This window comes from Zhongshania sp., assembly GCF_041584495.1.
GTDB lineage: Bacteria > Pseudomonadota > Gammaproteobacteria > Pseudomonadales > Spongiibacteraceae > Spongiibacter.
Genome location: NZ_JBFHDY010000090.1, coordinates 1 through 14558 on the forward strand (window position 1 = coordinate 1; position 14558 = coordinate 14558).

The window sequence follows — 14558 nt, forward strand, 5'->3', positions numbered from 1 at the left end:
GAACCACGGGGCGCCCGTTTTGCGTTATTGGCCTCTTGCTCCGCTAACTCACTCTCGCTGGGATTGCGTGAACCCTGCTTAAAGCGTCGCTTGCGCTCCGCAGCGTCTGCCACTTTTTTCGCTTGCGCTTCGGCAATAATAATTTCCTCAGCCACCACCATATCGGGCGTTTCCAAGCTAATTCGGCCCACCGTACCCGCACGCAGCTCATTGATCAGCAATTCACAAATTTTATGCAGATTAATACGGCCGCCCGCGCTTAAAGCACCTCGCCGCAATGCCGCCACTTCCAAAAAGGCCAACTCGGTATCCGGAATACTCTCAAGCTGAAAGCGCTCTTTGAGCAGTTCTGGGTAGGCCTTAATCAAGTAATCCGCCGCGTAAAAACCTACGTCGTCGTATTCCATGGCCGTGCTTTTAATTGCACCAGTCACAGCAAGGCGGTAGCTACTATTGGGGTTTTCAATTTTTGACCAGAGAATTCCGGGGGTATCAAAGAGCACAATGCCACTACCCAAATTTATACGCTGCTGGCTTTTGGTGACCGCCGGTTCATTGCCCGTCTTGGCAATAACCCGGTCTGCCAGCGTATTAATAATAGTTGATTTACCCACATTGGGAATACCAACAATCATCGCGTTAATGGTTTTAACGCCGGCATCTTTCGCGGGAAACATTTGCCGACACAGCGTTAACAACTGCTTAATTTTAGCCGGCTCATCGGTGGTAGTCGCAAAGGTTTTCACCCCCCGCTGCAGCTCCAAATGCGCCTGCCACGCCGCAGTCACCACGGGGTCCGCTAAGTCAGATTTACTCAATATTTTAATGCAGGGCTTGTCACCGCGAATTTTGGCAATAGACGGGTTTTCACTGGAATACGGAATACGGGCATCCAATACCTCGATCAGCAGATCGACCTGGGGCAAAAGCTCCCTGATGTCCTTCTGGGCCTTATGCATATGCCCCGGATACCACTGAATTGCCATGTAATGCGCCTTGCTTTTAGATAAAGGCCGTATTGTACGTTATGGTGGGGCAATTTAGCCAAACTCCCCTGGGCAGTATTGCGGCTTGTGCAGCGCAGCAATACCTCAATACGCAAAACTTCCCGCTTAGCGTACTCATTGTCAGTACGCAGACGCTTCAGCAATTAGCCGCCGGTGTGATCGAGCCCCCATAAATCGCTTAACCGTCCCCCCAACTAGCTTCGACTCCGCCCACGTGGCTCATCACCCTCGTAAAGCACAATATCTGAATGTAGAAACTCTGCAGCCTCGGCGGACCCTTCTACTTTGATCGCACTGCGCGCCAACATTTCTGTTTCAAACTCCGTTAACACACACGCCCTCAGGCCAAGGTCGCGCCAGTGAGATGGCGACCAGCAGCCTTTTGAAATTGCCCGCGCCAGCGCCAAGGCATCCAGTAGAGCTTGATTTGCGCCCTGTCCCTTGAAGGGGCTCATGGGATGAGCGGCATCGCCAATCAGAGTTGCTTTCGCGCCTTTTTCCAAGTCTTCTGCTGTGAGTAATTCTCGGTCATACACTGGGTAGCCAGACACCCGTGCGAGCGGCGTCGCCGCTATAATCTGAGGAATGGGGTCATGCCATGGGGTTCGTCGACAAGCTTCATCTTTAAGGGCTTGGGCGCCCTCAGCACTTAACGCCTTAGCGTCGTTTTCTGCCATCGGAAAGCTCAGCTGCCACATTACCGAATCTGCTGCATAAGGCATAATATAGATTCGTTCATTGCCATTGGCAGTTTGAAACACCGTGGCCGAGTCCAATAGATCACTCTGTATCCCGTCAACATCTGCCAAGGCACAAATGCCCAAGATCACAACACAACCAAGGTAGCGTAAAGGGCTTTCATCACCAACCAGTAAGCTGCGCACAACACTGCGAATACCGTCGGCACCCACCACAAGGTCAGCCGTGGCCTGTGTTATTTCCCCGCTTACTTGAAAGCGCAGGTCAACACCGTCACCCTCGCACTCTTTAAAATCGACTAACTGATGCCCCCACGCCACCGCATTGACGCCACCGAGCTGTTCAAGCAGTGCTAAACGCAAAGACTGCCGTGCAATATGCACGTTGGTGCGTTTGGGTGCTTTTTTGCTACCGGAATGCATCCACTTACGCATTCCCCACTCACCAACCACCTTCCCTGCTGTGGTATGAACCACATGCCTAGTTGAAATCACGCCGGCCTCTAGGCCAAAAATGCCCAAGCCTTCAATGGCCTTGCTCGCTTGCTGTAGAGTGAGTCCATACCCCTGCGAACGGACATCAAAACCACTGTCTCGTTCATAGAGCGTAAAAGGAATGCCACGATGCAAACAGGCCACCGCCAAGGCAACCCCGCCGATGCCGCCGCCAATAATCGCTATATGGGGGTAGTTTTCATGATCCGCAACAGTGCGCGCAGCGGCTGGAATCAAACCGGAGCCAAGGCAATTCAGGCACAGTTCAAGGTGGCCCGTCGGCCGAACAGGGCTCGGTCCCTCGCCTTTCATTTTTTCGAATTCGCCCAACTGCCGCTGATAAAGCAGACGCACTTTCTTGCGAATTCTCCGGCCTCGCTTTCCGCGCCCCTGACAATTTAGACAAATAGCCCAATGACCACTTTCATTTTTCACTGTTTGACTTCGTGTTTATGGGTAGCAATTCACCACCTCGATTCGAAAGCCAATAGTAGCCTATACCACAAACAAAAACGTAGCAGGAAAATGTGAGGATGACGCCGGTTACCGCAGTGACACTAGTATTTACCTACCCCGGTGCAGCGGCAAGCCACCGCACCGGGGGGGAGAGCACAGGGTTACCAGCGATAGCTAGCTTGCAGTGCTAACGTGCGCGGGTTATTGACCAAGCCGTGATGGGTCGTCGCCCCAGTAATGGTTTTCGCGGTCGGCGCATCAACGCCGTAGAGTATTACCAACTCATCGCTAAGATTTTTACCCAGTAATGCCACTTCCCACTCACCGTCTATTGACGACAGAGCAAGTCGACCATTAAAGGTTTGGTAGGCACCCTGCTTGATGCGATCATCCAAGTTTGGCGAGGGGTGGTAGTCGTCGGTAAAAATCACGTCAATATTGGCGCGCAGCATTAGTGAGTCACCCAACGGCCGCTCGTAGGCCAGCATCAAATTACCCGAGTAATCAGCAACGTATTGATTCGTCTTGCCACTGTAGTCACAGTTAATGCCATTGGCATTATCGGGCACCTGATCCTGAATACAGGTGCCAAACTGGTGATCCTGAAACTCGAAGTCAAGGAAGGCCAGGCCGCCAGCCAATATCAGGTTTTCGGTCAGGGCCAGCCGGCCGTCCAGTTCAATACCCTGAGAAACAGCACTGGCAGCATTACCCACATTAAAACCCAAGGTACCGTCGAAGACACTGACCTGCAGGTTATCGAATTCGGTGCGGAACAGCGCCGCATTCAGCTCGGCAGCGCCTTCGAGAAGGCTCGTTTTCATACCCAATTCAAAACTAAACGCCTCCTCTTCCTCAAACTCAAAACTACCAATCAACACTTGTTGATTGGTACCTGCAGGCGCATTAGGGTTAATCGGCGTAGGGTCGGCGCTGGGCGACGCATTGGAGCGCGCGTCAAAACCGCCGGACTTGTAACCACGACTGGCGGAGAAGTAGGCCATCAAGTCATCAGTGGCATCCCACTGTAAATTTACCAGCGGTGCGAACTGCACTTCTTCACGCTCACCTTTCAGGTCGTGACGCTCGGCGGCAAAACTGACCGCAGCGGCGGTATCGACTTCACCTAGAGGCTGAATTGTCCCGTCGTCGAAGCCAAAATTGAGTTTGCGCGCTCCTTCTTTATTTTCCCATGTTAGGCGACCACCGAGAGTCAGCCGGAAAGTATCCGCCATATTCCAGGTTGCTTGCATAAAAGTTGAGGCGATGCTTGATTCGCTATTGAAGTAACGCGGTGTACGGATGCCACGAAGCGCGTTACCCGCGTCACCGAAGCCTAGTAGTTCAAAGCCACTGGAGCCGTCTGCGCCGGGATCAACATCACCACGGGCGCCACCTTCGAGGAGGTCAGAAGCGTTAACCAATTGCGGAATAATATCGGAGGGCAGATACAGCGAGTCGAAAAAGTCCAGTTCGCTGTATTGAAAATAAGCACCTGCAATATACTCAAATTTTTCGCCGGCTGGGGAAATCCAGCGGAATTCTTGGCTGAATTGTTGATACTCTTCTTGGAATTCAACTTGAAACAGCGGTGCACCAGTGAAGTCGCAGTCACAGTCTTCGTCGTACTCATAACCCATAATGCCGGTGATCGAGGTAAACTGGTGATCGTCGCGATACCAGTCAACATTGGCTGTAAAGTTATAGGTGTCGTTATTGCTGTAGTCGCCGTTGCTATGGCGCTTACGATCAGCGGTATTGTTCAGTACACCCTCATCGGAGTCGATATCGATAATCGATCCGTTGGGCTGAAGTTGTAGAAAATTTAACACCGGCGCCGGCAGTAAGCCAGTCAATGCGGCCAAGTCGCCAGTGTCTGGGAATACTGTGCGATCCATAATCTCGCCGTAGGTGCGACCTTGGAACAAGAATACGTCCGAGTTAGACGGGTAATTGCTAATAATTTCAGAGTTGCGACCGACCACATCAAAGCTACCCGCCTCGATTTTAAACTTGGCTGTGACACTGTCACTGGCATCCCAGCTGAGCTTAATGCGGAAGGTTTCTTCACCGCGCTGAGCTTCGTCGCGATCCAGCACTAAATTTTCCATAAATCCGTCTAGCTCGCGCTTGCGCACCGCAAAACGATAGCCCAAGCGATCATTAATCGGCCCGCTGACCACCATATCGATAATGCGCTCGTTCTGTTCAGGCTCATAGGTGACCTGAACATTGCCTTCAGCGTATTCGCTTGGGTTAGCCGTTTGGATACTGATCGCGCCAGCAATACTGTTTTTGCCGAGCAGAATGTTCTGCGGGCCGCGTAGCACTTCTACTCGAGACAAATCGAGGAAGGGTGCCCGCGCTAGCTGAGCGCGGCCGTAGGCAATACCATCAACGTACATACCCACCGATTGCTCAAAACCTTGGTTTTCACCTGAGCCAATGCCGCGAATATAAATATCAGTGCCAATACCGGATTCCGACATGGTGAAGTTAGGTACATAGGCCTGCAGATCCTCGATCTTAGCAATGCCCGCCTCCATCATTTTCTCCCCACCGATGGCGCTAACGGAAACCGGCACATCCTGCAGGCTTTGCGCACGCAGCTGAGCCGTAACGACAACTTCTTCAAGCATTGGCGCGGCATGTGCGAGGCTACCAAGTAAGCCCACTGGCAGCAGGGAAGATAAGACACTAATTCTTTTTTTCATTGTGGTCCTCATTATCCTAGAAGGAGGTAAGCGCATAGCCCTAGATATAAACTCGGGCAGATTTTTTGTTATGTATGTTCGGCTACTATTTAAGATAGCCTACGCAGCTCAAGTTACGATGATATCACTCTAAAAACTGCTCATTGGATATTTCTCATCGCAGATTCTGTGGGCAATAGCTTGTTTAAACATTGGCCACTACGTATGTTTGAACCAGTTTTTCGGCCAATGAGAAGAAATTTCTGGCGACAGTCAAGTTTCAGGCATAAAAAAACCCAGAGCAAAGATCCAGGTTCTCTATATAAGTCAATGACTTATGTCCGCCTTTCTCGCAAAAAAGCCCCTTATATTCCATTCAATATAAGGGGCTTTTAATACAGCGACAGTTCTTCGATACAGCGTAAAACCTAGTCTGCCGCTTCCAAATTCTTACTGATTCGCAGCGCCAACAATGTACACAATGCCCCAGAGATCAAGTACAAGCTAACCGCCATCAAGCCAAAATGTACCGACAAACCTAAGGCAATTAAGGGCGCAAAGGCGGCGCCAAATAACCAGGCAAAATCGGAGGTTAATGCGGCACCAGCGTAGCGGAAGCGACGCTCAAAGTTGGCCGTTAAGGTACCGGATGCTTGGCCGTAGGAAACACCAAGTAACGCAAAACCCACTAAAATAAAGGTGTCTTGCATTGCCGGAGACCCACTCATCAGCATTGGTGTAAACAATGCAAAGATACCAATAAGCACAGCCATTAACGATACCGTGGTGCGCTTACCAATGCGGTCAGCAATGATGCCCGAAGCGACCGTAGCAATGATACCGATACAAGCGCCGAACACCTGAACAATCAGAACATTACCAATTAATTGCGACTCACTCAACGAGATCCACGACAGCGGAAAGATAGTCACAATATGGAATAACGCGTAACTTGCCAGCGCGGCAAAGGCACCCAAGAAAATATTTGGCCCCTGCTTTTCCAGCATTTCGCTAGTACTAATAGGCTCCAGTTCGCTCTCTTCTAAGGCCGCAGTATACTCTTCAGTAAGCACCAAACGCAGGCGCGCAAACAGTGCCACTACGTTGATAGCGAAGGCCACAAAGAAGGGATAGCGCCATGCCCAGGCTTGAAAGTCTTCCGCACTAACACTACGAATCAAGTAGAAAAATAATAAATTCGCAACAAGGAAACCAATTGGGGCGCCGAGCTGACCAATCATGGCATACCAGCTGCGTTTAGCGCGCGGCGCATTGAGTACCAGCAAAGACGGTAGGCCATCCCAAGAACCGCCTAAGGCAAAACCCTGCAAAATTCGGAATATGGCTAGAAAGAAAATTGAAGTTCCACCCAGAGAGTCATATCCCGGCAAAAACGCGATTCCGGCGGTAGCCGTGCCCAGCAGAAATAATGAGGTACTGAGTTTTACGCTGCGACCCCAGCGGCGCTGTATATTCATAAACAGCGCGGTACCGAAGGGTCTCGCAACAAATGCCATAGAAAAAATAGCAAAACCGTAAAGCATGCCCTCTAAGGTACTGGCAAAGGGGAAAAATACGCTCGGAAACACCAGTACGCAGGCCATGCCAAACACAAAAAAGTCAAAATGTTCTGAGGCGCGGCCGATAACCACGCCAATAGCAATTTCACCGGGGGCAACCGGCGAGTGGCCCGCCGGCGTCTGCATATCAGCGGCGAGAGAAGAGTTTGTAGTACTGGCCATGGTGCGGCGCTCATCCGTTGGTTTTATGAATTATTGGAAGACTACTCCGTTTCCCCGACGCCAGCCATAGGACAAATTGTCCAATTCTTTCCCAAGCTCAATTCGCTTACAGTCTGCGTCCTCTTATTAACATCTGGACTTGCGAGTGGCGATGTCGATTTCTAAAACTTTGCGCACTATCTGCGTTTCCGCTATCGGAATGGCCCTGCTGTCTGGCTGTGACACCGTAGTTATGTCACCGTCAGGCGATATTGCGGCACAACAGGCCAAGCTAATTGTATGGGCGACGATTCTCATGTTGATCGTTGTGGTTCCCGTCATTGTACTGACCCTGCTGTTTGCGTGGCGCTATCGCGCGTCCAATAAAGAGGCTACTTACACGCCAGATTGGGATCACTCCACTAATTTGGAGCTGGTGATCTGGGCTGCGCCGCTGGCGATTATTATCGCTTTGGGCGCGTTAACGTGGGTAAGCACCCACCAACTCGACCCCTACCGCCCCCTTGATCGCATTGAAGAAGGCCGTCCCGTCCCCGAGGGTGTTGAGCCTCTGATTGTTGAAGTAGTCGCCATGGACTGGAAATGGCTATTCTTTTACCCCGAGCAGGGTATTGCCGTGGTCAATCAATTGGCGGCCCCCGTTGACCGGCCCATAAAATTTAAAATTACCGCCACCACCATGATGAACTCCTTTTATATTCCGGCCTTGGCCGGACAAATTTACGCCATGGGCGGCATGGAAACCCAGCTGCACGCGGTCATTAACGAAGCCGGTAGCTACGACGGGTTCTCTGCCAACTACTCTGGCGCAGGCTTTAACGGCATGCGGTTTAAATTCCTCGGCATGCCCGAAGTCGAGTTTGACGAGTGGGTGAATAAGGTCAAAACCGACGGCGACGTTCTCAGCCGCAGCGTATACACCGAGCTCGCTGAGCCTAGCGAATACAACCCCGTGCAGTACTATCGCGAAGTGGCGCCCGAGCTTTACGACGCCATTCTCAACCGCTGTGTTAAACCTGGCACCCTGTGCATGAAGGATATGATGAAGCACCACGGCAGCCATAAGAGTAACGCCGCCGGGCCAAGCTCAGCCAATTCAACAGCCAAAACACATGACGAGGGTCACCATGCCCACTAGCTATTTTTGTGTAATTACCGTGGTCGCGCAGCGTCCGTTCCATTCACTTTTAGCGCGTCAGGGCGCCGGTAACTCTCATGTCTGATCTCAGTACCCTTATATTCGGGCGCCTAAGCCTTGACTCCATCCCATTTCACGATCCAATTTTGGTCGCGACCTTCGTCGTCGCCGCCCTCGGCGGCATAACCTTGCTTGGCGCGCTCACCTACTACAAGGTGTGGGGCTACTTGTGGAAGGAGTGGTTTACCAGCATCGATCACAAACGCATCGGCGTGATGTATATGATTCTGGGTTTAATCATGCTGCTGCGTGGCTTTGCCGACGCCATCATGATGCGGATTCACCAGGCCATGGCCTTTGGTGAAGCTACCGGCTACCTGCCGCCAGATCACTACGACCAAATATTTACTGCCCACGGCGTGATCATGATTTTCTTTGTGGCCATGCCCTTTGTGGTCGGCTTAATGAACTATATCGTGCCCCTGCAGATTGGCGCACGTGACGTAGCCTTCCCTTTTTTAAACAACCTCAGCTTCTGGATGACCAGTGCTGGTGCGGCGCTCATCATGATCTCACTGTTCATTGGTGAGTTCGCGAAGTCGGGCTGGTTGGCCTACCCGCCACTCACAGGCATATTGCAAAGCCCTGGGGTCGGGGTGGATTACTATATTTGGTCCCTACAGATTGCTGGGGTCGGCACCTTGCTGTCCGGCATCAACTTTGTGGTCACCATTGTAAAAATGCGCGCACCCGGTATGAATATGATGAAAATGCCCATTTTCACCTGGACCGCGTTGTGTACTAACATCCTGATTGTGGCGGCTTTCCCCGTATTAACGGCGGTAATGACCTTGCTATCCTTAGACCGCTATTTGGACATGAACTTCTTCACCAACGACCTTGGCGGCAACGCCATGATGTACGTAAACCTGATTTGGATCTGGGGTCACCCAGAGGTTTACATCCTGATTCTGCCGATCTTTGGGGTGTTCTCAGAGATCGTCTCAACCTACAGTGGTAAGCGTCTATTTGGATACTCGTCCATGGTTTACGCGACCTTGGTCATCACGATCCTGTCTTACCTCGTGTGGCTGCACCACTTCTTTACCATGGGTTCTGGCGCAACGGTGAATAGCTTCTTTGGTATCACCACCATGATTATTTCGATTCCCACCGGCGCGAAAATCTTTAACTGGTTGTTCACCATGTACCGTGGGCGCATTCAATTTGAAGTACCCATGCTGTGGACCATCGGCTTCATGATCACCTTTGTGATTGGCGGCATGACCGGCGTGTTATTAGCTGTGCCACCCGCTGATTTCGTTCTGCACAACAGCCTGTTTTTGATTGCCCACTTCCACAATGTCATTATCGGTGGCGTGGTCTTCGGTACCTTTGCGGCGATCACCTTCTGGTATCCGAAGGTAACTGGTTACAAGCTGGAACCGTTCTGGGGCAAGGTCTCGTTCTGGTGTTGGTTTATCGGTTTTTACCTCGCCTTTATGCCGCTGTACATGCTGGGCTTTATGGGCGTCACCCGCCGCATGAGCCACTTCGACGATCCATCACTGCAGATTTGGTTCCAAATCGCCCTAGGTGGCGCGGTGTTAATCGGCGCCGGTATCATCGCCTTCTTGGTTCAGCTCTATGTGAGCTACAAGCGCCGCGACTCGCTGCGTGACGAAACTGGCGATCCGTGGGGTGGCCGCACCCTCGAGTGGTCGACCTCGTCGCCACCACCCAAATACAACTTCGCGTTTACGCCACGGGTATACGACCTAGACGCGTGGTGGCATATGAAGAGCAATGGCTTTAAGCGCGCAAGCGAAGGCTTTTTGCCCATCCATATGCCCAAAAATACCGCTGCCGGCATAGTCATTTCAGGCCTTAGTGCGGCATTCGGTTTCGCCATGGTTTGGCATATGTGGTTAATCGGTGGCCTAACGTTCGCGGCGCTAATGATCGCCATTATTGCGCACACTTTTAATTACAAGCGCGACTACTACATACCAGCTGAAGAGGTTGCGCTAGTCGAAGCTCAACGAACTGAGGTGCTTGCCTAAGATGTCTCATTCCACTGCTATGCCCGCCGCTCAGGCGGGTCAATTCGACTTCCTCGTTAAGGGGGAGCATCACGTCGCCAACGGCACATTATTGGGTTTCTGGCTGTATTTGATGAGCGACTGCCTCATCTTCGCTGCGCTGTTTGCCACCTATGGTGTATTAAGCCAAAACTACGCGGGCGGGCCATCGGGCGCAGATTTATTTGATCTGCCGCTGGTTGCCTTGAATACCAGCTTTCTGCTGTTTTCGTCGATCACCTACGGCTTTGCCATGCTGCAAATGCAGCAGCGTAAACTCAAGGGCACCATGATTTGGCTAGCCATTACCGGCGTATTCGGCGCGAGCTTTCTTGGCCTAGAACTCTACGAGTTCTATCACCTATTACACCAAGGTGCCGGCCCCCAGCGCAGTGCATTCTTGTCAGCCTTTTTCACCCTTGTCGGCACCCACGGCCTGCACGTGTGTGTCGGGATAATCTGGTTGGTCACCTTGCTGTTCCAACTCCGCAAGCACGGCTTGACCACCGCAAATCGCCGCCGCTTATTCTGCCTGTCTATGTTCTGGCACTTTCTTGACGTGGTTTGGATCGGCGTATTCACTATTGTTTATTTGATGGGGTCACTGGCATGAGCGAGCTTTCACACAACCACGACGAGCATCACGAAGAAGAAGGCCCCCACAGTAGTTTCAGCGGTTACATGCTTGGCTTTATGGCCTCGGTGTTTCTTACCGCCATCCCTTTCTGGCTAGTAATGGGTGATGTATTCAGCTCACGCAACACCACCGTGCTGATCATTCTCGCCTTTGCCTTGGTGCAAATTTTGGTGCACATGGTTTATTTTCTACACATGAATTTTCAGTCAGAGGGTGGCTGGACCATGCTGTCGCTTATCTTCACTGTGGTTTTACTGTTCATCACCTTGGCTGGCTCTCTATGGGTGATGTACCACATGAACGTGAATATGATGCCCTCAATGATGTCTGGCGGCAGCTAAACCGTGTCACTTCGCCGCATAGTTAGCTTATCGCTAATCAGCCTATGCGGCCTGCTCCTCTTTGCGGGCTTTATTGCCCTCGGCAATTGGCAGTTAGAACGCCGATTGTGGAAGTTAGACTTAATAGAGAAGGTCGAAACCCGGGTTCACGCGCCCGCTGAAGCAGCCCCAGGTATTCGCGACTGGCCGTCGGTTAACAAAGCTGACGACGAATACCGCCACGTTGTTTTAAACGGCCAATTCCTAACAGACAAAGACACCCTAGTGGTTGCCGCCACCGAGCTTGGCAGCGGCTACTGGGTGCTCACCCCATTTCAGCGCGACGATGGCAGCATCGTGCTAGTCAACCGCGGTTATATCGACCAGGGTGTCACCCCACAGGCACCACCACAGACCGACACAAGCCTCACCGGCCTGCTCCGGCTTAACGAACCAACAGGCAGTGTGCTGCGTAAAAATAGCCCGAGCACTAATCGCTGGTACTCTCGGGATGTAAAGGCAATTGCTGACAACCTCGGTATCAGCGCCGCACCCTATTTTGTAGACGCCGGCGCCAATCCGTCGCCTACGCAAAACGACAACAGCGACAGCGCCCAAACACCGGTCGGCGGGCTCACCGTTGTTAGCTTCAACAACAGTCATCTGGTGTACGCGATCACTTGGTATGGCCTCGCCTTTTCCGTGCTGCTCGGTGGCTTTATTGTGTTTCGAGAAAGTCGCCGCAAACACTGAGCGCGGCTGCGCACGCTGCCCGTCATGCGTATACTGGCTTGCGCGTACAAAAAGCCAAGCACTAAAGCGCCTGAGCTAAAATAGGCCTGGGGAGAAACACAATAATGACCGACATCAGAGCGCTGGCCGCCGTAAACCAGCTGCTAAGGCAAACCGAATCCGACGATACCGACACACTTGGCAAACATATGCGTCAGCTGGTTCAGTTGCGCTGGATGGCAGTGCTCGGCCAATTACTCACCATTTTAGTTACTCATTATGGCTTTGACGTCGAACTACCACTGCAAACAATGCTAAGTGTGCTAGCTGGACTCGTCGCCTTCAATGCATTTAATGAGTTAAGTTTGCGGATGCGGCGCCGAGTCGGCACTGCAGAGTTGTTTATGGGCCTACTGGTCGACATGGCCACGTTGACGCTCCAGCTCCTCTTCAGCGGTGGTGCCACCAATCCCTTCGTATTTCTCTATTTACTCCAAATAGGCCTCGCCGCAGTGCTCCTTACCCAAGTCTACGCGTGGGTACTGATGGGCGTCGCCACCCTGTGTTTTCTTTGGCTGGCCGAAGCCGGGCGCCCCATCGACCTTCCTCAAGATTATCACCTCGGCATCCGCAGTTATTACATTGAAGGCATGTTAATCTGCTTGGCACTCAGCGCCGCTCTGCTAGTCATTTTCATTAATCGTATTAACCGCACTCACCGGGAACACGATGCCCGCCTCGCAGAATTGCGCCAGCGCGCCGCCGAAGAAGAACACATCTTACGTATGGGCTTACTCGCGTCTGGTGCCGCCCATGAACTCGGCACACCACTGGCCATCATTGCGGTTATTCTCGGCGATTGGCGCCACATGCCAGCGCTTAACAAGGACCCCGATCTACTCGAAGAAATTAGCGAGATGCAAACTCAGGTTAAGCGCTGTAAAACCATCGTTAGCGGCATTCTTATGTCAGCAGGGGAAACTCGCGGCGAATCCTCTGGCGAAACCAGTGTTTGTACGTTTTTCGACGAGTTGCTCAACGAGTGGCGGAGCACCCGCAAAGTTCGTGAATTCAGTTTTCACAATCAATTTGGCGAAGATCTAGATATCGCCTCAGACACGGTGTTAAAACAGACCATCTGCAATCTGCTCGACAACGCCCTAGAAGCCTCACCGGAATGGGTAGGCCTCAACGTCTCACGCCAAGACGACAACGTAATGATACGGATTATCGACCGCGGTCCCGGCTTTGCCAAAGAAGTATTTGACCGCTTAGGTCAACCCTATCAATCTACTAAAGGGCGGCCTGGCAGCGGCTTGGGATTATTCCTCGTGTTCAATGTGGCGAGAGTATTAGGCGGTCAAGTGCGCGCCCACAACCGCCACGGAGGCGGCGCTGAAATCAGTCTGCGCCTGCCACTCGACGCACTCCGTCTTAAGGAGGTTTAAGCATATGACAAAAGACGCCAGCATCGCCGATGCGAACAACGACGACAGCGCACCAACGTTATTACTCATTGAAGATGATGCCGCCTTCGCACGAACCTTGGGTCGCTCCTTCGAGCGCCGAGGCTACGCGGTAATCAACACCAGCAGTCTCGACGGTGCACTAACTTTATTAGAAAGTCACTCCCCCGGCTACGCAGTTGTGGACCTCAAATTAGATGGTGAAGCCTCGGGATTGGCCTGTGTACAAGCCCTGCACAACCACGACCCAGATATGCTGATTGTAGTACTCACTGGCTATGCGAGTATTGCCACGGCCGTTGAGGCGGTGAAACTCGGCGCCTGTCACTACCTAGCCAAACCTTCGAATACCGACGACATTGAAGCGGCGTTTAACAGCGCCGAAGGCAATGTAGCAGTTGAAATTCGCGGTCGCGCCACCTCCATAAAAACCCTTGAATGGGAGCGCATCCATGAAACCTTGGCCGAGACAGGATTTAATATCTCAGAAACGGCAAGGCGACTTGGGATGCATCGCCGGACGCTAGCGCGTAAGCTCGCCAAGCAGCAGGTGAAGTAGTTACAGCGTGATAGACGCTTGACGGTGAACGCACCGTGCTCGGGAGATGCGTGACGGAAGACGCTAAAAACATAAAGCCCCAACAGGGTTTCCTGCTGGGGCTTTTTTGTGGGTATTGCAGAAGGCGGCAAACCCTAGTTTTGGTTGTAAGCGTCCAGCAAACCCACGCTGCCTACGGCCGCCAATTATGCGGCAGTAGTTCGCTAATCTTTGACGCCCGCTGAGTCGGCAATCTTTCCATTACATCTTTCAAGTAGGCTTGCGGGTTCAGGCCATTTATCTTCGCGGACTGGATTAAGGTCATGACATTAGCCGCACGCTGACCGCTGCGTAGTGACCCCGCAAACAGCCAATTCGAACGGCCAAGCGCCCAAGGTCTAATTTGATTCTCAACCCAGTTATTGTCGATGGGCGCAGCGCCATCATCAAGGTAGCGCGTGAGCGCATCCCAGCGTTTCAAACTGTATTGGATTGCTTTGGCCGTCGCGCTGCCATCGGGTACTTGCTGCCGCTTTCCGATCAGCCAATGGTGTA

General features: G+C 52.2%; 12 protein-coding genes. 7 read left to right on the forward strand and 5 right to left on the reverse strand.

The features are described from left to right. The 4 genes from ylqF to ABYP33_RS13565 all read right to left on the reverse strand — a co-directional run. Positions 1-986, reverse strand: a 986-nt coding sequence (gene ylqF, locus ABYP33_RS13550) for a ribosome biogenesis GTPase YlqF (protein WP_373091612.1), incomplete at its 3' end; no start/stop codon positions are given. Between the two features lie 215 nt (positions 987-1201). After that, positions 1202-2635, reverse strand: a complete 1434-nt coding sequence (locus ABYP33_RS13555) for an FAD-dependent oxidoreductase (protein ID WP_373091613.1) — start codon at positions 2633-2635, stop codon at positions 1202-1204. A gap of 182 nt (positions 2636-2817) precedes the next feature. Then, a complete protein-coding gene (locus tag ABYP33_RS13560; RefSeq protein WP_373091614.1) occupies positions 2818-5370 on the reverse strand; it encodes a TonB-dependent receptor in 2553 nt (850 codons plus the stop codon). Positions 5371-5777: 407 nt separating this feature from the next. Then, positions 5778-7091, reverse strand: coding sequence for an MFS transporter (locus ABYP33_RS13565; RefSeq protein ID WP_373091616.1), 1314 nt, complete (start codon positions 7089-7091; stop codon positions 5778-5780). Between the two features lie 151 nt (positions 7092-7242). Here ABYP33_RS13565 and cyoA point away from each other — a divergent pair, with 151 nt between their 5' ends. From cyoA to ABYP33_RS13600, 7 genes are all read left to right on the forward strand, one after another. Beyond that, a complete protein-coding gene (gene cyoA / locus ABYP33_RS13570) occupies positions 7243-8229 on the forward strand; it encodes a ubiquinol oxidase subunit II (protein WP_373091617.1) in 987 nt (328 codons plus the stop codon). 77 nt (positions 8230-8306) lie between these two features. Beyond that, positions 8307-10292: a cytochrome o ubiquinol oxidase subunit I gene (cyoB, locus tag ABYP33_RS13575; RefSeq protein ID WP_373091619.1), complete on the forward strand. Its 1986-nt coding sequence runs from the start codon at positions 8307-8309 to the stop codon at positions 10290-10292. Position 10293: 1 nt separating this feature from the next. Then, positions 10294-10923 (forward strand): cytochrome o ubiquinol oxidase subunit III, encoded by a 630-nt coding sequence (cyoC, locus tag ABYP33_RS13580; protein ID WP_373091621.1) that lies wholly within the window; start codon positions 10294-10296, stop codon positions 10921-10923. Next, a complete protein-coding gene (gene cyoD, locus ABYP33_RS13585) occupies positions 10920-11288 on the forward strand; it encodes a cytochrome o ubiquinol oxidase subunit IV (RefSeq protein ID WP_373091622.1) in 369 nt (122 codons plus the stop codon). The genes cyoC and cyoD overlap by 4 nt, the downstream gene beginning before the upstream one ends. 3 nt (positions 11289-11291) lie before the next feature. Further along, positions 11292-12020, forward strand: coding sequence for an SURF1 family protein (locus tag ABYP33_RS13590; protein WP_373091624.1), 729 nt, complete (start codon positions 11292-11294; stop codon positions 12018-12020). Positions 12021-12124: 104 nt separating this feature from the next. Further along, positions 12125-13447 (forward strand): ATP-binding protein, encoded by a 1323-nt coding sequence (locus ABYP33_RS13595; RefSeq protein ID WP_373091625.1) that lies wholly within the window; start codon positions 12125-12127, stop codon positions 13445-13447. Positions 13448-13451: 4 nt separating this feature from the next. Then, on the forward strand, positions 13452-14024 hold the full coding sequence (locus ABYP33_RS13600; RefSeq protein WP_373091626.1) for a response regulator transcription factor: 573 nt from the start codon (positions 13452-13454) through the stop codon (positions 14022-14024). A gap of 172 nt (positions 14025-14196) precedes the next feature. Here ABYP33_RS13600 and ABYP33_RS13605 read toward each other — a convergent pair. Then, a partial coding sequence (locus tag ABYP33_RS13605) for a transposase (protein ID WP_373091628.1) occupies positions 14197-14558 on the reverse strand: 362 nt, incomplete at its 5' end.